This is a genomic window from Massilia cavernae (genome assembly GCF_003590855.1).
GTDB classification, from domain to species: domain Bacteria; phylum Pseudomonadota; class Gammaproteobacteria; order Burkholderiales; family Burkholderiaceae_D; genus Telluria_A; species Telluria_A cavernae.
On sequence record NZ_QYUP01000028.1, the window covers coordinates 1 to 16,122 of the forward strand.

The window sequence follows — 16,122 nt, forward strand, 5'->3', positions numbered from 1 at the left end:
CGCACAGCCAAACCTGCCGGACGACTGGGCAGGCGGTTTCCTGTGCCCATGCCACGGTTCCACCTTCGACCTGGCCGGCCGCGTATACAAGAACAAGCCTGCACCGGACAACCTCGAAGTTCCGCGCCACATGTTCGTTGGCGACAGCAGGCTGATCATCGGTAAAGATGAGAAAGGCGACGCATAATGGCCGCGTTTAAAGAAACCAAGTTCCCTGCGAATGCACCGGCAGCCGAAAAGGCGCTGGGCTGGGTCGACGACCGCTTCCCGCTGACCAAACTCTGGAACGACCAGTGGGGCAAGTACTACGCTCCTAAAAACTTCAACTTCTGGTACATTTTCGGCTCGCTGGCGATGCTGGTGCTGGTGCTGCAGATCGTTACCGGCATCTTCCTGACGATGCACTACAAGCCTGACTCCAACCTGGCGTTCGGCTCCGTTGAGTACATCATGCGCGAAGTTCCATGGGGCTGGCTGGTGCGCTACATGCACTCGACCGGCGCTTCGGCGTTCTTCATCATCGTCTACCTGCACATGACCCGCGGCCTGCTGTACGGTTCGTACCGCAAGCCACGCGAGCTGGTCTGGCTGTTCGGCTTCGCGATCTTCCTGATGCTGATGGCCGAAGCCTTCTTCGGCTACCTGCTGCCTTGGGGCCAGATGTCGTACTGGGGCGCACAGGTGATCGTCAACCTGTTCGGCGCGATTCCGCTGATCGGCCCTGACCTGTCGCTGTGGATCCGCGGCGACTACGTCGTGGGCGATGCTACCCTGAACCGCTTCTTCGCCTTCCACGTGATCGCGATCCCGCTGGTACTGCTGGGCCTGGTTGCCGCCCACCTGATCGCGCTGCACGAAGTCGGCTCGAACAATCCTGACGGCATCGAGATCAAGGAAAACCTGGGCCCGGACGGCCATCCGGTCGACGGCATCCCGTCGCATCCTTACTACACCGTGCACGACCTGTTCGGCGTAGCGGTGTTCCTGACGATCTTCAGCGCGGTGGTGTTCTTCGCCCCTGAGATGGGCGGCTACTTCCTCGAGTACAACAACTTCCTCCCGGCCGACTCGCTGAAGACCCCGGCGCACATCGCTCCGACCTGGTACTTCACGCCGTTCTACTCGGTACTGCGCGCAACGACCGCCGACTTCATGTACGTGCTGATGGTTGCCGTCGCCGCCTACGTCGTGTTCATCTGGCTGAAATCGCGCCTGTCGTTCAAGACCAAGGCGGTCATCGCCGTGGTGGCGCTGGTGGCGATCATCGGCATGCTGCCTGCGGTGCTGGATGCGAAGTTCTGGGGCGTCGTGCTGTTCGGTTCGTCGGTGATGATCATCGCCGCGCTGCCGTGGCTGGACCACTCCCCGGTGAAGTCGATCCGCTACCGTCCTGACTGGCACATGTGGGTGTACATCGTGTTCGGCCTGTCGTTCGTGATCCTGGGCTACCTGGGTACCCAGCTGCCGACCGACGTGTTCACGCTGATCTCGCAAGTTTGCACGCTGCTGTACTTCAGCTTCTTCCTGCTGATGCCATGGTGGAGCTCGATGGGCACGTTCAAGACCGTGCCGAATCGTGTGACGTTCCATCCGCACTAATAAAAACATCACAGAAAGCGCAAAGGACTTTTCATGATTTTTTCTAAGAAACTGATCGCTATCCTGGCCCTGCTGCCGGGCCTGGCATTCGCCGCGTCGGGCGGTCATCCGCTGGACAGCGCGCCTGAGCGCACCAGCATGAGTTCGCTCCAGAACGGCGCCAAGCTGTTCGTCAACTACTGCCTGAACTGCCACTCGGCGTCGTCGATGCGTTACAACCGCCTGCGCGACCTGGGCCTGACGGAAGAACAGATCAAGGCCAACCTGCTGTTCTCGCAGGACAAGGTCGGCGCCCTGATGACCACCGCCCTGCGCGCGGAAGACGCCAAGACATGGTTCGGCGTGGTTCCGCCGGACCTGTCGGTGATCGCACGCGCCAAGGCCTCGCCAGGCGGCACCGGCAGCGACTACCTGTACACCTACCTGCGCACCTTCTACAAGGACGACACCCGTCCGACCGGCTGGAACAACCTGGTTGTCCCGAACGTCGCGATGCCGCACGCCATGTGGCAGATGCAAGGCGTGCGTACGGTCAAGATGGTCGATGAGAAAGATCCGCATGATCCAAGCAAGACCGTGCACAAGTTCGCCGGCTGGGAGCAGCTCACGCCAGGCACGATGAGCGCGAACGATTTCGACACCAACACCGCCGACCTGGTGGCCTACATGGCCTGGATGGCCGAGCCTGCGCAAAACACGCGCAAGGCGCTCGGCGTCTGGGTGCTGATCTTCATGTCCGTGTTCGCGATGTTCGCCTGGCTGCTGTCTAAGTCGTACTGGAAAGAAGTCAAGTAAGTCGTCTCATTGCCCGCAGAAATGCGGGCAACCATTTTTCGGGGTGAGCCGCTCGTCGTTTCACCCCTTTGTTTCTAAGGAACTATAACAATGATGGTTCTCTACTCGGGCACTACCTGCCCATTCTCGCAACGCTGCCGCCTGGTCCTGTTTGAAAAAGGCATGGACTTCGAAGTGCGCGATGTCGACCTGTTCAACAAGCCGGAAGATATTTCGACGATGAACCCGTACGGCCAGGTTCCTATCCTGGTCGAGCGCGAACTGATTCTGTACGAATCGAACATCATCAACGAGTACATCGACGAGCGCTTCCCGCACCCGCAGCTGATGCCGGCCGACCCGCTGATGCGCGCGCGCGCCCGCCTGATGCTGTTCAACTTCGAGAAAGAGCTGTTCGTCCACGTGCACGTGCTGGAAAGCGAACGCGCCAAGGCCAACGACAAGAGCCACGACAAGGCCCGCAACGAGATTCGCGACCGCCTGACCACGCTGGCACCGCTGTTCCTGAAGAACAAGTACATGCTGGGCGACGAGTTCTCGATGCTGGACGTGGCGATCGCGCCGCTGCTGTGGCGCCTGGACCACTACGGCATCGAACTGTCGAAGACCGCGGCGCCGCTGATGAAGTACGCCGAGCGCATCTTCTCGCGTCCTGCCTACATCGAAGCGCTGACCCCGTCCGAAAAGGTCATGCGCCGTTAATCGCCGTAGCGCTACACGCCAGTTCGCGCCGCCTCGCGGCGAATCGAAGTACACTGGCGTGTAGCTTTCAGTGTCACTCCCCCACATCAAACATGCCTGAAATCTCAACCAAGCCCTACATGCTGCGCGCCATCTACGAATGGTGTACCGATAGCGGCTTCACGCCCTATCTGGCAGTCAAGGTCGACGCCGCAACGACGGTGCCGATGGAGTACGTCAAGAAGGGCGAGATCGTCCTGAACATCAGCTACGGCGCCACCGCCGGCCTGAAGATGGACAACGAGGCTATCCAGTTCAAGGCGCGCTTTGGCGGCGTCTCGCGCGAGATCTACGTGCCGGTGCAGAATGTGCTGGCGATCTACGCCAACGAGAACGGCCAGGGCATGGCGTTCGAAGTGACCGCCACCGCGGCCGACAGCCGTGCCACCGGCGCGCCTGCGCCGGCCGAGGCAGGCGCAGCCAGCCCTGCCCTGTCGGCGGTGCCGACCGCTGCGGAGACCACGGCCGAGCTGTCTCCAAATCCCGACGGCAATGACGAGCCGCCCAAAAAAGGCGGCCGCCCGACCCTGACCAGGATCAAATAGGCTATAATCTGCGCCGAGTAAAAGTTTCGCCGGCTTAGCTCATTTGGTAGAGCAGTTGATTTGTAATCATCAGGTGGCCAGTTCGAAACCGGCAGCCGGCACCAGTATAATCAAGCACTTAGCCCAGCCCTCACCGGCTGGGCTTTTTGCTTTCTGGGCATATGCAGTAACTTCCGCGCCGGCTACTCGCGCAGCATGACATCGACCCGCCGCGACCCGGCATTGGTGGCCGCGGTGCCGGTCGTTTCAGCCGGCTTCTCGAGCAGGGTGCGTTCCTTCGCGATACCAGCGTCGACCAACTTCTGCTGCACGGCTTCGGCGCGGGCTTTCGACAGCCTGGCGTTGGCGGCCGGATCGCCGGTGGGGTCGTTGAAGCCCGAAATGACCGCCTTTACGCCGGTGTTCGCGTTCATGTGCTCGACCAGCGCCGCCGACTTCTCCTTGAACTCGGTATGTACCTCGGTCTTGCCAGAATCGAAGTACACCTTGAGCGCCGGGCTGCCGGTGACCATACCGGCGACAACGGCGGAGCCTTCCGGCTCGACCATCACGACATCCGGAGCCACGGCCGGCGGCGCTTCAGGGGCTGGTACAGCAGGCGCCACGGATACGGGTGCCGGCGTCGTTTCGACCGGCTCGCTGCGTTTTTGCGTGCTGCAGTAGCCGAGCGTGAGCAGCGCGATCGCCGCCGCCGCAACCCACGGCAGCCAGCTCTTTCCGGACTCGCGCACTGCGGCCACCTGCGGCGCCGCCGCCGCAGGGCCGGCCGCCCACGCCCCACGGTTGCCAATGAAGGTCTCGGCCTCGGCCGGCAGGCCGGCCGGCACCATGCCGCCCGTGGCGAAACGCGACACGATCGCCGGAATCGCGAAGCCGAGCGCCGCGGTCACCTTGGAACGGTCGATTCCAAACCGGGACGCCATTTCCGAAACCAGGTTCTGGTCGCCAACCGCGCGTTCGAGGTCGGGGGTGGAGACCGGCGCCGCCGTATCCGGCGAAGCCATCCATGCATCGACGGCCTGGCCCATGCCGCCGCCACGCAGGCGCTGGACGAATCCGGCGAAGCCGCCGTGGCCAGGGTCGCTCATTCTCGCGAGCAACATCTGGACGAACGGCCGGGCCTTGTCGCCCAGCCCGAATTGCTGCGCGAGGGCATTGATGATTGCATCAAACATAACGGATCCTCCTTCCAGATAGTTGAAAGTATCCCAGGGCCATTGACGCCCAAACTTAGGAGCGATGCGGAAACTTGTTGGCGCGCGCTAGCCGCCGTCCGGCAGTAGCGGACTCTTCATAGTAGTGCGTGGATCGGTAACGACAAGCGAATTCTCCGGCTCGCGCGCGGCGAACAAAACGATCCGCTTGCGCCGCCGGATATACCGTCCAGACCCAGCCCGGCAGTTCGACCGATCCCGGCTCCGGGACTGCCTTTTGCCGTTGCAGGCGATGTCGCCAATCGCGCTTGCGCGCATCGCTTCCGCACGCTTTTACGCACTCCATCCCGCAAAAAGCGCAGTTCATCGCAATCCGATAGTTGACCGGGGCACCCCTGTCTATAGTTCACTCAACGCAACGAACTAAACCCACACAGGAGCTCAAAATGAACATCGCAAAAAACATGGAAGCCATCTTCATCGCCGCAGTCGCACTGGCCTCGGTCACTACCCTCGCAACCGCATCATCGCCAGCACCGCGCATCGAAGCAGCCCCGGTAGTAAAGGCTGTCAGCGATGGCGGCATGCCAGTCGTGACCATCGTCGGCAAGCGCCTGACCGCCGCCGAAAAAGCACAGCTGGCTGACTAAACGCCGCACCGACAACACTGAAACGGAGAACACGACGATGAACAAGATCCTTGGCACCGCGCTCGCTGCAGCAGCCCTCACCTTCACTGCAACGTCGGCCATCGCCGACGAGATGATCAGCGAGACCCGTGCGATCGATGCCCGCATCGTCAAGGTAAAACTCGATGGCGTGATCGACCTGACCGTCAAGCAAGGCGCGACGCCGTCGCTGACGCTGTACGGCGAGCAGCGCCACCTCGACAAGGTCACCACCTCGCTGAACGGCGACACACTGCGCATCGATAACGATGCAAGCTCGTGGACCTTCGGAGGCAAGAAGCGCCAGGTCCGCGCTGAACTGACGCTGCCGAACCTGAACGAGTTCACGTCGGAAGGCGTGGGCGCAACGGAAGTAACGGGCTTCACCGGCGAGCAGATCACACTGGCCCTGGACGGCGCAGGCTCGGTGAAGGTAACGGGCAACTTCAAGAACATCAACTCGCGCATGGGCGGCGTCGGCAGCATGACGCTCAACGCCGGCAACAGCGAACTGGTCGACCTGAACATGCGCGGCGCCGGCAGCATCACCGTCAACGGCCAGAGCCGCCTGCTGCGCGCAAGGATGGGCGGCGTCGGCAGCCTGGACGCGAAAGGCCTGCAGTCCGATACGGTGGACCTCGACTTGACCGGACTCGGCGGTGCAACCGTCTACGCGAAGAACGCGGCGCACCTGCGCCTGAGCGGGCTCGGTTCGGCCACAGTCTACGGCCAACCGCCAAACCGCAACGCGACGGCGCGCGGCATGGGCAGCGTGTCCTGGAAATAAATCACGCACGCAAATGCAGAGAGCCGCCTTCAAGCAAAGGTGGCTTTGTTTTGTTTGTGCCCGCTGCTATTTCTTGATGCCGATGACGTTCTTGACTGCGCGTACGCCCTTGATGTCGTGCGCCAGCCGCGTGGCCTTTTGCACATGGTCGGGCGAGGCCACGAAGCCGCTCAACTGCACGGTGCCCTTGTAGGTTTCCACGTTGATCTCGGTTGCCTTCAGCTCGGGGTCGGCGATCAGCGCGGACTTGACCTTGACGGTGAGGACGGCGTCGTCGATGTATTCGCCCGGGCGCTTGTCGGGCGACGTGCAGGCAATCAGCGCCAGGATCAGCAGGCTGACAAGGCATGTGGTGAAACGTTGTGCGATGCTCATGGCTATGCTCAGGGTGTGGGGGTGAGGTCATCCCCATTGTCTCGTGCACGCACAAGGCGCGTTTGACTTTCCACAAACGTGGCGAGTAGCCCGCGCACCACCGGCCGCAGCGCGAACTCGCGGTGAATGATGTCGCGCCCGATCACCAGCCGCATGTCGGCCGACTTGCAGTTGGCCACCTCCACCACCGTTGCATTGCCGAAGCGCTCGGCGAGGCGCTCGGCCGTCTCGCGGAAGGCCGGCTGGTACTCCACCCGCGTCTGCCTGACATCGAACGGCCGCTGATTTGACAGCCGCACCACGCGCACCGTGTCGCGGTCCATCTGGCGCGACAACGCGCGCGCCATGCCGGTGATGCCGTTACCGTTGCGGATCTCGAGCAGGGCCTGCTCCTGCGTGCTGGGCGCGGGCTGCACGGCAGCCACAGCGGCAGCTGGCACACGATGCAGCTCGTACATGCCGCTGGCCACCTGCCTGACCTCGGTCGCCGCCCACGCATCGTGCGCCCTCGGCGCAGCTTGCAGCGCCTTGCCGATCGCGGCCGGTACCGGTTGCTGTGCCAGCGCGTAGTCGGCCTTGACGTCGTGCTTCTCCAGCGCCTCGGCCTGCCTGTACATCAGCTGCGCGCGTTCAACCTGGCCCAGCTTGTCGAGCGCACTACCGAGGCGCCGCCATGCGCGGTGGTTCAGTGGATCGAGCACGCAGGCCTTCTCAAGTGCGGACAAGGCCTGGTCGTAGGCGCCGCTCAGGAACTGCGCATAGCCCAGGTTACTGAACAGGAAGGCGGTCTCCGGGCCCGCGTTAGCTTCCGCTTCGCGCGTGAGTTGCTGCCAGATCGGGATCGCCTTCGAAAAATCGCCCTGCTCCGCGTACAGCGTGGCCAGCCCGTTACGCGCATTCACGTGCCGAGCGTCGGCCTGCAGCGCGGCCATGTACGACGCCGCTGCAACCTCGTAGCGTCGCGCCATGTGCTGGCTGCGTCCGAGGACATAGGATTCATTGGCCGATGCCGCGGCCTGGACCGGCCTGGCTTCGGGCGCCATGCGCTGTCCAAGGCCGGCGCAGGCGGCCAGCAGGACTGCGCCCGTGCATGCGGCCGAGAGGCGCTTCAGCTTTGTGTTCATGGCGTTCTCCATCAGGTGTCACTGGGCCGCGCCGGTCATCGCAGGCAGCACGCGGGATATCTGGATGCCGGCTGGCCCGAGCAGCACCATCAGCAGGGTCGGGAAGATGAAGAAGATCAGCGGGAACAGGAGCTTCAGGCCGATCTTGGCCGCCGCTTCCTCCGCGGCCAGGCGGCGCTTGGTGCGCAGGTTGTCGGAGTGGACCCGCAGCGACTCGCCCATGCTGGTGCCGAAGCGTTCCGACTGGATCAGCATCGCGACCAGGGCATCGACGTCCTCGACTCCGCTGCGCAAGGCGAAATTGCGCAGCGCCTTTTCCTTGGTGAAGCCGGCGCGCATCTCCATCAGCACCAGCTGCAGTTCCTGCGCCAGCGTGACGCTCTTGATGTGGATCTCGCCGGCCACCTTGATCAGCGCGCGCTCGAGGCTCAAGCCCGCCTCCACGCACACGGTCAGCAGGTCGAGCGCGTCGGGGATGGTTTCGAAGATCTCGCGCTGGCGCCGCGCCGCGATGCGCCGCAGGATCAGGTTCGGCAGGTAGTAGCCCAGGGCAGCGACGGCGAGCAGCAGCATCAGCAGGCGGCGCCCGCCGACCGGGGTGGCGGACAAGGTCAGCATCAGCGCCACGACGCCCGGCGCCAGCAGCGCCAGGCAGGATTTCGCCGCGAAGTAGAGCGTGGCGGCGGCCGGATTGCGCCAGCCGGCGTTCATGAAGCGGGTGCGCAGGCCGGACTTCTCCCAGCCTTCGTCCGGCAGCGCGAGCCTGGAGAACGGCTGCGCGACCTTGGCGGCCTTCTCGACCCAGCCGCCGGTTTCCAGCGCCGTCGGTTCGGCCTTGCCGAGGAAGTTGTTGAGGCGCTGGCGCATGGTGCCCGGCGCGAAGATCACCATCGCCAGCAGCGCAAGGCCGCAGACGATACCGAACACGATCAGCAGGAAGATGATTTGCGGGCCGGTCATGGCGGTAGTCCCCTCTTATACGCGGATGTGGATCAGGCGTCGCAGCCAGAGCACGCCCACGAAGATCATGCCGGCGCCGTACCAGAGCAGCTGGATGCCCATCGGGTCGGTCCACAGGGTGCTGATGTAGCGCGGGTTCAGGACCGACATGACGACGATCACCGCGAAAGGCAGCAGCCCGAGCACCAAGGCCGACATGCGCCCTTCCGCCGACAGCACGCGCACCTGGGCGATTAGCTTCAGGCGCTCGCGGATGATGTGGCTGATGTTCCCCAGGATCTCGGCCAGGTTGCCGCCCGATTCGCGCTGGATCAGCACCGCGATCACCAGGTAGCGCAGGTCAGTCAGCGGAATGCGGTCGGCCAGGTTGTGCAGCGCTTCATTGAGCGGCACGCCGTAATTGATCTCCTGGTGCGCGGTGCGAAATTCGCCGGCCAGCGGCTCGGGAAGTTCGGCACCCACCATCTGCAGCACGTTGGTGAACGAGTGGCCCGAGCGCAGCGCGCGCGCGATGAAGTCGGAAGCTTCGGGAAGCTGCTCCTCGACCTTCTGCATGCGCATCTTGCGGGCGCGCAGCAGCAGGAAGCACGGAATCGCAGCCAGCACGCCGGCGATCACGCACCGGGCCAGCAGCGGCGCCGCCCAGGCCTGCACCAGCACCAGTCCAAGCATCATCAGCGCGCCGCTCCAGAACAGGAACTGCGCCACCGTCCACGTGACGCCGGCCTGCAGCAGCAGGCGGTCTATCGCGTGCGCCGCCTTCACCTTGTGCAGCAGCGCGTCGAGCGCGTCGCTCTTGCTGTAGCGGCGCTGCTTCAGGATCGACATCTGGGCCGCCGCGCCCTCGGCCCCGCCCGACATCAGGTGCAGGCGCCGCGCAATGCGCCTGGCTTCGCCGCCGTGGGTGTTGTTCCACCAGATGTAAGCGCCTTCGACCAGCAGGATCACCGCCGCGAACAGCAGTATCGAGAAGCCGTAGAAGATTGCGTCCATTACGCCTCCGGGCGGTTATTCGTACACCCTGGATGGGTCGAAGGCAGTATCGGGCACCGGAGCGCCGAACATGCGCAGCCGTTCGGCGAAGCGCGGACGCACGCCGGTGGCGCGGAACTGGCCCAGCACCTTGCCGTCGGCCGCCACGCCGGTCTGCTCGAAGCGGTAGATCTCCTGCATCGCCAGCACCTCGCCCTCCATGCCGGTGACCTCCTGCATGCTGACCAGCTTGCGCGCGCCGTCGGTCAGCCGCGTCACCTGCAACACCACCGTCACCGCCGAACATATCTGCTGGCGCACCGCGCGCGGGGTTAGGGCCACGCCCGCCATGCCGACCATGTTCTCCAGCCGCGACAATGCGTCGCGCGGTGCGTTCGAGTGGATTGTCGCCAGCGAGCCTTCGTGGCCGGTGTTCATCGCCTGCAGCATGTCGAGTGCTTCCGCGCCGCGCACCTCGCCCAGGATGATGCGGTCGGGCCGCATCCGCAGCGCGTTGCGCACCAATGCGCGCTGGGTCACCTCGCCCTTGCCCTCGATGTTGGGCGGACGCGTCTCCAGTCGCACCACGTGCGGCTGGCGCAGCTGCAGTTCGGCCGCATCCTCGATCGTCACGATGCGCTCGTTGGCCGGGATGAAGCCGGAGATCAGGTTCAGCAGCGTGGTCTTGCCGCTGCCGGTGCCGCCCGAGATCAGGATGTTGATCTTGGCCCGGCCCAGCGCTTCGAGCACCTGCACGATGGGCGGCGTCATGCTCTTGAAGTCGAGCAGGTTCTGTACCGTCAGCGGCCTGGCCGAAAAACGCCGGATCGACAGGATCGGGCCGTCCACCGCCAGCGGCGGGATGATCGCGTTGATGCGCGAGCCGTCCGGCAGGCGGGCATCGACCATCGGACTCGATTCGTCTACGCGGCGGCCCACGCGCGAGACGATCTTCTCGATGATCTTCATCAGGTGGGCGCTGTCGTGGAAGGTGATGTCGGTCAGTTCCAGCTTGCCGTGCCGTTCGACATAGACCTTGGAATGGGTGTTGACCAGAATGTCCGACACCGTGCTGTCGTTCAGCAGCGGCTCGAGCGGGCCGAAGCCGAGCATCTCGTGCTGGATGTCAAGCACCAGGTTGTGGCGCTCGTTCTGGTTCAGGACGATGCGCTCCTCTTCGATGATGCGCTGGATCAGCAGCGCCAGCTCGTGCTTGAACTGTTCGGTGGTCAGGCGCTTCAGGCGCTCCAGGTCGATCCTGTCGAGGATCATCTGGTGCATCGTCTTCTTCAGTTCCTGGTAGGCCTGGTTGGCCGGTTCCGCGCCGAGCGCCGCGGCGGCCGCCCTCGCGTCGTCCGGTGAAGACAGACGTTCGCGCAGGCTCATGGCATTCTCCGGTGTCATCACAGGTCCGCATCGGTGCGGCCGAACAGGCGGTCGAACAGGCCCTTGCTGCTTTCGGGAGCGCGCCGTGCGGTGATGATCTCGACCAGGTCGGCCAGGCTGCGCGCCACCGCGCTCGAGCGAGACAGCTCCAGCACCGGCACGCCCTGGTTGACCGAGTCGGTGGCGGCGATGTAATCGTTCGGCACCGTGTGCATCACGTCGGCGCCCAGCGCGTTCTGCAGGTCCTGCAGGCGCAGCTTGCCGCCCTTCTCGTAGCGGTTGACGATCAGGCGGGTCTGCTCGACCGGGTAGCCGAGCGAGCGGAAGATGTCGAGCAGGCGGCGGCCGTCGCGGATGTCGGGCAGCGCCAGCTGCAGCACCGGGTAGATGCCGTCGGCGTTGTCGAGCGCGCGCAGCGAGATCGCGTCGATCTGGCGGCCGACGTCGAGCACGATGTAGTCGTAATGCTGGCGCGCGACACGCAGGATCGTGTCCATGTGCTCGGGCTTGAGGTCGATCGCGTGGCTCGGGTCGTCGGCCGCGGCCAGGATGCCGAAGCCGGGCGTCACGTGCACCAGGCAGGAGTCGAGGAAGGCGCCGTCGATGCGCGCGATCTGGCCGCACACGTCGGACACGGTCATCGCCGGCTTCTGGTCCGACACGTACAGCGTGGCGTCGCCGAACTGGCCGTGCAGGTCGATCAGCAGCACTTTCTTGTCGGCCAGGGTGGCCAGCGCGTAGCCGAAGTTGGTGGAGATGAAGGTGGCGCCGCTGCCGCCCTTGCACGAGATGAAGGCCAGCACCTTCCCGTCGCGCATTTCGGTCACGCCGACCGTCGCCGCCACCCGGTCCATCGCCTCATGGAAGGCGCGGTGCACCAGCGGCAGCTGCAGCACTTCGCGCACGCCGGCGCGCATCGCGCGGATCAGGAACTCTTGCTGGTGCTCGCGCATCAGCAGCATGAAGCAGGAGCTGTGGTAGTGCTTGGCAAGCCGCTCGAGCAGGTCGCCGTCCTGGATTTCGGGATGGGTGGCGTCGATGATCACCACGCCCGGATTGTCCGGCATCAGGCGGTCGAGCGCTTCGCGCAGGCTGGCGCGGCTGGCGGCGAGGTTCACCGGCGGCACGCGCGCGGTGCCCTGGGACGCGATTTCCACGTGCAGTTCGCTGTCGCGGGTGATGATTAACGCTTTCATTTCACTCCTCTGCAATGATTCGGCCGCCGGACTATCCGGCAGGTGCGCTGCTATCGCCCGCCGTTGTTCATCAGGGACGCGGGCTCGGACTGCGGCTGGGTGTTGGCGCGCTCGTAGCGTTCGTGCGCGGCGCGCGCCGCATGGCCGTCGACGCCGGCCGCCGGATTGACGTTACGCGCCGCCGCCGGGTTGATCACCTGGGCGGCGAAGGCGCTGCGCACCGTGGTGCCGAAGCCGAGGTCCCAGCGCGGCGTCGTTTCGGCGCAGCCGGCCACGCCCGCCGCGAGCGCCAGCAGCAGGAGGCGGCGCGAAGTGCTGCAGAATCGGGTGTCCATGCTGCCTCCTATTTGAGTTCGAAGCCGCGCGCCGCATCCGCCGATGAAGCGGCCGCCAGCGGCTGGATGCGCGCCTCGGGCGCCGCCTTGCTTTCCATTTTCCCGCCCAGCAGGAATTCGCTGCGGCTGGCCGGCGCCAGCTTGTCGGTCGGCAGCGTGAAATCGGGGGGCAGCGGCTTGACCAGGTGCGCCGTGACGACGAACACCAGTTCAGTGCGGTCCTGCTGGTAGTCGGTGCTGCGGAACAGCGCGCCGAGGATCGGCACTTCGCCCAGCACCGGCAGGCCCTTCAGGTTGTTGACCAGGTTGTTCTTGATCAGGCCACCGATGGCGAAGCTCTGGCCGTCGTACAGCTGGACGGTGGTGCTGGCGCGGCGGGTGGTGATCAGCGGCAGGATCGAGCTGCCGGTGAAGCCGGCCGCGCTGACGCCGATGCCTTCGCGCGAGATCTCGGACACTTCCGGCGCCACCCGCAAGTTGATGCGCCCGCCCGACAGCACGGTGGGCGTGAAGCGCAGGCCGACGCCGAATTCCTTTTCTTCCAGCGTGACCCGGTTGTTGTCCTGCGCGACCGGGACGTAGATCTTGCCGCCGGCGAGGAAATTGCCTTCCTGGCCGCTGATCGCCATCACGGTCGGTTCGGCCAGGATGCGCACCAGCCCGTCCTGCTTGTCCGCTTCCAGGGTCAGCTGGTTGCCGTTGGTCTTGCGCGCGTCGAGCAGGCCGCGCGCGGTGCCGGTCAGGAAGTTCGACAGCAAGGTCGTGGCCCAGCTGCCGGAGCTTAACTTGAGGGTGGTGCCCGCTTCGAGGCGTTCGAGCAGGGTCTTGGACACTTCGGCGATCTTCACCTCCAGCATCACCTGCTGGGGTGCGCTGACCATCAGCATGTTAACCACGCGTACGCCGCCGCCGGTGCCGCCGCCAGCCGGGCTGGACTGGGCGTCCTTGTCGTCGCTTTTCTGGGCCAGCGGACGCAGCGTACGTCGCACGAAGGCGTTGGCCAGCTCGTTGGCGCGCGCCACGGCGCCGCCGTCGGCCACGTCGCCGGTCAGCACCAGCGTGTCGGCAGCAGCCTGGACACGGATGTTTTTCTCCTCGGGCATCACGCTGGCGAGGGTGGCCTGCAACGCCGCCGGGTCCATCGACACCGTGATGTCGACCACGCTGCAGGCGCCGCTCCTGCCCTGGATGATCATGTTGGTGGAGCCGATGTCGACCCCGACCAGGTACAGCGTGTCCTGCGACACCAGCATCGACTGCACCACGTCCGGGTTGCCGATACTGCGGTGCTGGGCCGGCTCCGGCAGGCGCATCAGGCTCGATTTGCCGACCTGCAGCGCCATGCTGCCGGGACGCGCCGCCTCGCCGCTGCAGCGTGGCCCGCTGTCGGCGCGCGAGGCCTGTGGTTTGGCGGCGGCCTTTTGCGCGGCCGCCGTGCCAGCCAGCGCCAGCATCACGGCGGCTACGCCCAGCCGCCTTGCGCACCTGAAGTCCTGCCCGATGCCTTTGTCCATGTCGCCCACCCGTTGAAAGTCATGCGTAAGGAAACTCCGTCGCGCCCTGCCCCGGCGTCAGAAGCACTCCTGCGAACTGCGGCCGCCGCCGATCACGCTGACGCACTCGCGCCTGGCCGGCGCGGCCACCTTGAGCGCCCTGGCTTTCGGCGGCGGGGCCGGCCGCCTGGCCGGCTCGGGCGCGGCCTGCGCCAGCACCGCGGCCGGCACCAGGTCGTCGAGCAGGGTGCGCTTGGTGGCGCCGGGGGTGGCGGGGGATTTCGGATCGATCTGGTTGCGCAAGGCCAGCGACAGGGTGCCGACGCTGCGCGCCAGGTCGAGGTGCTCGGCCTGGCCAGGCGTCACTTCCAGCGTCACGGCATTGACCACGCGCGGCTTGGTGTCGTCGCGGCCCACTTCCTGGGCGACCGCCAGCACCAGGATGCGTTCGAGCACGATCTTCGACACGTGCAGCGCGCCGCGCACCGTCTTCTCCGACTCGGCCGGTTCGCGCTCGAGATGGACGATGACGTCGACGTAGTTGCCGGGCAGCGCGAAGCCGGCCACGCCGATCACGTCGTTGACGCGCACCGTGATCGCACGCTTGCCCTCGGTGATCAGGGCGGACAGCCCGCCGACGGTGCCGGCCGGCGCCAGCTTGGACTCGCTCAGCACCTCGCCGCGCAGCACGTTGTTCTTGAGCACGCGGTCGGCCAGCCTGGAGAAGTCGCTGAAGGCGTCCTTCGGCAGGTTGGCGGCCGAGATTTCTTCCAGCTTGAGCATTTCCGGCTGCAGCTTCTGGCCACGGCCGACGTCGGCCACCGCCACCACCACGCGCCGCACGCTGCTGGCAGACTGTTTGGCCAGCCACAGCGAAGCCAGCACCACGGCGCCGATCCCGAACAGGACCGCCACCGCCATCATCAGGAGCGCGCGCTTGTTTTTCATCAGATTCTCTCGAGCAAGGGATCGGAGCCGTTGAAGTGGAAGGGTGCGGATGGCAGGGACGGCGCCGCGTAGCCGCTGGTGCAGCCGGCGAACATGCTGATCCAGGCCTGTTCCAGCGCGGCGACGGTCAGCCGCGGCGCGATGCCGGAAAAGCCGGCGAAGTCGCAGATGCGCGCCAGCAGTTCGCGCGGATAGCTGGCCAGCAGCGGGCGTCCGCCGTGACCGTGCAGGCGCGCCACCAGGTGGTCGAGCACCGCCTCGTCGCCGTTGATGCGCAGCAGGTGGCACTGGTGGCGGAACAAGGCGCGGTAGTGAAGCTCGGACAGCGCGCCGACATGGATCTTGTAGCCGATGCGCCGCATCGACGCCTCGTCCAGCAGGCCTTGCGGCGCGAAGTTGGTGACGAACACCAGGGTGGCATCGAAGGGCACGCCGATCTTGTGGCCGCCCTCGACGGTAAGCTGGTCGGCGCCGGCTTCGAGCGGCGCGTTCAAGCGGTTCAGCAGGTCGCCGGGGGCCACCCGCTGGCGGCCGAGGTCGTCGACCACCAGCATGCCGCCGTTGGCCATGAAGTGCGGCGGCGCCTGGTAGACGCCGTTGGCGGCGTCCAGCCGCAGGTCCAGCATCTGCTGGTTCAGCTCGGCGCCAACCTGGACCACCGGACGCTGGCACAGTGCCCAGCGGGTGTCGACGCTGCGCTGGTTTTCGCCCTGGCGCGCGGCCCGTCCCGGCGCCAGGTGCACCAGCGGGTCGTGCAACTGGATGATCTGCTGGTCGACCAGCAGCGCGTGCGGGACCGCGACCAGGCCCTGCTGCAGCTGGCCCAGCTTGCGCGCCAGCGTGCTCTTGCCGCTGCCGGACGGTCCGTACAGCAGCAGCGAACGGCTCGACTGCAGCGCGGCGCCCAGCATGTCGCAGACAGCCGGGTCGAGATGATCGTCGGCAAAGGCGGCAGCCAGCTCGGCGGCGCCGATTCGGCGCAGGCCGCATTGCGCGCCGCGGGCGACCGGCGCCAGTGCCGCGCGGACCGGCTGCCGCGCGCGC

18 protein-coding genes and 1 tRNA gene are annotated in these 16,122 nt (G+C 65.6%); 8 read left to right on the forward strand and 11 right to left on the reverse strand.

Translation table 11 applies throughout. The features are described 5' to 3' along the window. From D3872_RS03135 to D3872_RS03160, 6 genes are all read left to right on the forward strand, one after another. Positions 1–187: Rieske 2Fe-2S domain-containing protein (locus tag D3872_RS03135; protein ID WP_147373776.1), on the forward strand; the 187-nt coding region annotated here is incomplete at its 5' end. After that, positions 187–1,599 carry a cytochrome b gene (locus tag D3872_RS03140; RefSeq protein ID WP_119809438.1) on the forward strand — a complete coding sequence of 471 codons (1,413 nt, stop codon included), beginning with the start codon at positions 187–189 and terminating at the stop codon, positions 1,597–1,599. The genes D3872_RS03135 and D3872_RS03140, both read left to right, overlap by 1 nt. 33 nt (positions 1,600–1,632) lie before the next feature. Continuing rightward, on the forward strand, positions 1,633–2,394 hold the full coding sequence (locus D3872_RS03145; RefSeq protein WP_119809439.1) for a cytochrome c1: 762 nt from the start codon (positions 1,633–1,635) through the stop codon (positions 2,392–2,394). Between the two features lie 90 nt (positions 2,395–2,484). Next, the gene (locus tag D3872_RS03150; protein ID WP_119809440.1) at positions 2,485–3,096 is read left to right on the forward strand and encodes a glutathione S-transferase N-terminal domain-containing protein; all 612 of its coding nucleotides are present in this window, start codon (positions 2,485–2,487) and stop codon (positions 3,094–3,096) included. A gap of 92 nt (positions 3,097–3,188) precedes the next feature. Next, positions 3,189–3,680, forward strand: a complete 492-nt coding sequence (locus D3872_RS03155) for a ClpXP protease specificity-enhancing factor (RefSeq protein ID WP_119809441.1) — start codon at positions 3,189–3,191, stop codon at positions 3,678–3,680. 28 nt (positions 3,681–3,708) lie between these two features. Then, positions 3,709–3,784, forward strand: a tRNA-Thr gene (locus D3872_RS03160). A gap of 78 nt (positions 3,785–3,862) precedes the next feature. On the opposite strand, the gene D3872_RS03165 is transcribed toward D3872_RS03160, so the two are convergent. After that, complete coding sequence (locus tag D3872_RS03165; RefSeq protein ID WP_119809442.1) at positions 3,863–4,855, reverse strand: OmpA family protein; 993 nt, start codon at positions 4,853–4,855, stop codon at positions 3,863–3,865. A gap of 425 nt (positions 4,856–5,280) precedes the next feature. Here D3872_RS03165 and D3872_RS03170 point away from each other — a divergent pair, with 425 nt between their 5' ends. Together D3872_RS03170 and D3872_RS03175 are read left to right on the forward strand one after the other, a co-directional pair. Next, positions 5,281–5,484, forward strand: coding sequence for a hypothetical protein (locus D3872_RS03170; RefSeq protein ID WP_119809443.1), 204 nt, complete (start codon positions 5,281–5,283; stop codon positions 5,482–5,484). Between the two features lie 37 nt (positions 5,485–5,521). Then, positions 5,522–6,289, forward strand: a complete 768-nt coding sequence (locus tag D3872_RS03175) for a GIN domain-containing protein (RefSeq protein ID WP_119809444.1) — start codon at positions 5,522–5,524, stop codon at positions 6,287–6,289. A 66-nt stretch (positions 6,290–6,355) separates the two neighbouring features. Here D3872_RS03175 and D3872_RS03180 read toward each other — a convergent pair whose 3' ends face one another. From D3872_RS03180 to D3872_RS25525, 10 genes are all read right to left on the reverse strand, one after another. After that, positions 6,356–6,664 (reverse strand): BON domain-containing protein, encoded by a 309-nt coding sequence (locus D3872_RS03180; protein ID WP_182915658.1) that lies wholly within the window; start codon positions 6,662–6,664, stop codon positions 6,356–6,358. Positions 6,665–6,672: 8 nt separating this feature from the next. Further along, the gene (locus D3872_RS03185; protein ID WP_182915659.1) at positions 6,673–7,788 is read right to left on the reverse strand and encodes a LytR C-terminal domain-containing protein; all 1,116 of its coding nucleotides are present in this window, start codon (positions 7,786–7,788) and stop codon (positions 6,673–6,675) included. Positions 7,789–7,806: 18 nt separating this feature from the next. Next, positions 7,807–8,748 carry a type II secretion system F family protein gene (locus tag D3872_RS03190; protein WP_119809447.1) on the reverse strand — a complete coding sequence of 314 codons (942 nt, stop codon included), beginning with the start codon at positions 8,746–8,748 and terminating at the stop codon, positions 7,807–7,809. 15 nt (positions 8,749–8,763) lie between these two features. After that, positions 8,764–9,741 (reverse strand): type II secretion system F family protein, encoded by a 978-nt coding sequence (locus D3872_RS03195; RefSeq protein WP_119809448.1) that lies wholly within the window; start codon positions 9,739–9,741, stop codon positions 8,764–8,766. A gap of 15 nt (positions 9,742–9,756) precedes the next feature. After that, positions 9,757–11,106 (reverse strand): TadA family conjugal transfer-associated ATPase, encoded by a 1,350-nt coding sequence (locus D3872_RS03200; RefSeq protein ID WP_119809449.1) that lies wholly within the window; start codon positions 11,104–11,106, stop codon positions 9,757–9,759. Between the two features lie 17 nt (positions 11,107–11,123). Beyond that, positions 11,124–12,302 (reverse strand): CpaE/TadZ family protein, encoded by a 1,179-nt coding sequence (locus tag D3872_RS03205; protein ID WP_119809450.1) that lies wholly within the window; start codon positions 12,300–12,302, stop codon positions 11,124–11,126. A 50-nt stretch (positions 12,303–12,352) separates the two neighbouring features. Then, complete coding sequence (locus tag D3872_RS03210; protein ID WP_119809451.1) at positions 12,353–12,637, reverse strand: hypothetical protein; 285 nt, start codon at positions 12,635–12,637, stop codon at positions 12,353–12,355. A gap of 8 nt (positions 12,638–12,645) precedes the next feature. Beyond that, positions 12,646–14,151 carry a type II and III secretion system protein family protein gene (locus D3872_RS03215; protein ID WP_119809452.1) on the reverse strand — a complete coding sequence of 502 codons (1,506 nt, stop codon included), beginning with the start codon at positions 14,149–14,151 and terminating at the stop codon, positions 12,646–12,648. A gap of 57 nt (positions 14,152–14,208) precedes the next feature. Continuing rightward, positions 14,209–15,078: a Flp pilus assembly protein CpaB gene (cpaB, locus tag D3872_RS03220; RefSeq protein ID WP_119809453.1), complete on the reverse strand. Its 870-nt coding sequence runs from the start codon at positions 15,076–15,078 to the stop codon at positions 14,209–14,211. After that, a partial coding sequence (locus tag D3872_RS25525) for a DUF8689 domain-containing protein (protein WP_119809454.1) occupies positions 15,078–16,122 on the reverse strand: 1,045 nt, incomplete at its 5' end. The genes D3872_RS25525 and cpaB, both read right to left, overlap by 1 nt.

Bases quoted from the DNA above. Each gene is read 5' to 3' on its own strand.
- D3872_RS03140 (WP_119809438.1), top strand. From the start codon at position 187: ATGGCCGCGTTTAAAGAAACCAAGTTCCCTGCGAATGCACCGGCAGCC.
- D3872_RS03145 (WP_119809439.1), top strand. From the start codon at position 1,633: ATGATTTTTTCTAAGAAACTGATCGCTATCCTGGCCCTGCTGCCGGGC.
- D3872_RS03150 (WP_119809440.1), top strand. From the start codon at position 2,485: ATGATGGTTCTCTACTCGGGCACTACCTGCCCATTCTCGCAACGCTGC.
- D3872_RS03155 (WP_119809441.1), top strand. From the start codon at position 3,189: ATGCCTGAAATCTCAACCAAGCCCTACATGCTGCGCGCCATCTACGAA.
- D3872_RS03165 (WP_119809442.1), bottom strand. From the start codon at position 4,855: ATGTTTGATGCAATCATCAATGCCCTCGCGCAGCAATTCGGGCTGGGC.
- D3872_RS03170 (WP_119809443.1), top strand. From the start codon at position 5,281: ATGAACATCGCAAAAAACATGGAAGCCATCTTCATCGCCGCAGTCGCA.
- D3872_RS03175 (WP_119809444.1), top strand. From the start codon at position 5,522: ATGAACAAGATCCTTGGCACCGCGCTCGCTGCAGCAGCCCTCACCTTC.
- D3872_RS03180 (WP_182915658.1), bottom strand. From the start codon at position 6,664: ATGAGCATCGCACAACGTTTCACCACATGCCTTGTCAGCCTGCTGATC.
- D3872_RS03185 (WP_182915659.1), bottom strand. From the start codon at position 7,788: ATGAACACAAAGCTGAAGCGCCTCTCGGCCGCATGCACGGGCGCAGTC.
- D3872_RS03190 (WP_119809447.1), bottom strand. From the start codon at position 8,748: ATGACCGGCCCGCAAATCATCTTCCTGCTGATCGTGTTCGGTATCGTC.
- D3872_RS03195 (WP_119809448.1), bottom strand. From the start codon at position 9,741: ATGGACGCAATCTTCTACGGCTTCTCGATACTGCTGTTCGCGGCGGTG.
- D3872_RS03200 (WP_119809449.1), bottom strand. From the start codon at position 11,106: ATGAGCCTGCGCGAACGTCTGTCTTCACCGGACGACGCGAGGGCGGCC.
- D3872_RS03205 (WP_119809450.1), bottom strand. From the start codon at position 12,302: ATGAAAGCGTTAATCATCACCCGCGACAGCGAACTGCACGTGGAAATC.
- D3872_RS03210 (WP_119809451.1), bottom strand. From the start codon at position 12,637: ATGGACACCCGATTCTGCAGCACTTCGCGCCGCCTCCTGCTGCTGGCG.
- D3872_RS03215 (WP_119809452.1), bottom strand. From the start codon at position 14,151: ATGGACAAAGGCATCGGGCAGGACTTCAGGTGCGCAAGGCGGCTGGGC.
- cpaB (WP_119809453.1), bottom strand. From the start codon at position 15,078: ATGAAAAACAAGCGCGCGCTCCTGATGATGGCGGTGGCGGTCCTGTTC.